The organism is Acinetobacter lwoffii (assembly GCF_022809915.1).
Classification (GTDB): Bacteria; Pseudomonadota; Gammaproteobacteria; order Pseudomonadales; family Moraxellaceae; genus Acinetobacter; species Acinetobacter lwoffii_M.
In genome coordinates this window covers 1-951 of sequence record NZ_JALGQY010000087.1, presented here as the reverse complement: position 1 = coordinate 951, position 951 = coordinate 1, and the positions used below count along the sequence as shown (strand labels likewise).

Annotated in this window: 1 protein-coding gene and 1 pseudogene; both read right to left on the bottom strand. The window is 32.6% G+C overall.

Annotated elements, in window-relative coordinates:
• Positions 1 to 10 precede the first annotated feature (10 nt).
• A pseudogene (locus tag MTX11_RS16525) lies at positions 11 to 421 on the bottom strand (transposase family protein); the annotation flags it as partial.
• Positions 422 to 458: 37 nt separating this feature from the next.
• On the bottom strand, positions 459 to 863 hold the full coding sequence (locus MTX11_RS16520; protein WP_180056209.1) for a transposase family protein: 405 nt from the start codon (positions 861 to 863) through the stop codon (positions 459 to 461).
• Between the last annotated feature and the right edge of the window lie 88 nt (positions 864 to 951).

Below are 951 nucleotides of genomic sequence, written 5' to 3'. Positions count from 1 at the left end.
TAGACTTCCTTCATAAATCATTTTTTAACCAATTTAATTGTTTATCTTTCACCCAATCTAAATTGTATATGCCAGCAAGTAAATTAAACCGCAGGTTTAATCGTTTACGACGATTTCTATATACACAAGATAAAATCTTAAAACATTTCATCCTTCCAAATACATGCTCTACTTGAATTCGTCTACGACCAATCTCTTTATTTAACTTTTTTAATTCAGAATCTAGTTTTTCAGTTTTCTTTGCTTTAGATGGCATGAGGCATCCAAAACCCAATTTCTTTATCCCTAAATACCCCTTATCAACGATAAAAAAGGGCTTAAATTTTAATTTCCTCATGCTTTTTTTAAATATTTTAAAATCATGCATGCTTCCATGACTTCCACAGACACTCAGTATTTCACCTGTTGTATAGTGCATAGATAGCTGAAATTTAAAAGTATGTCGCTTTTTTTTACCGCTATACCATTTCTTCTGTTTTTTTTGGACGTTGAACTAATATTTCAGTTGCATCAATCACAACAACTTCCCAATCCACTTCATCTCGATTAGGAAGTTGTTTTGGCAAGTTAAATTTTCCAGAACGGATTAAGGTATCTTCAATAACACGTGTGATACGAATTGCACTCGTTTCAGATACACCGTAACTCATACCAAGATGGAAAAATGTTCGATATTCTCTCCAATATTCTATACATAAGAGCAAACGATCTTCCAACGGTAATTTATGCGGTCGTCCTTTACCAATATGATAAGGTAACTGCTTATTTAGCTCGGCCAACATGAGGTTAAATGTAGCCCAACTAACACCGGTAAGCCTACGAAACTTAACGTCTGATAATTTTTGAATATCTTTGAATTTCATCCAAGGATTATCCCTTGAATTAAATAATTTTGCTGATTACTTTAAGATCAAATAAATTGTACGTTTTTTGATTTATGACGGAAGTCTA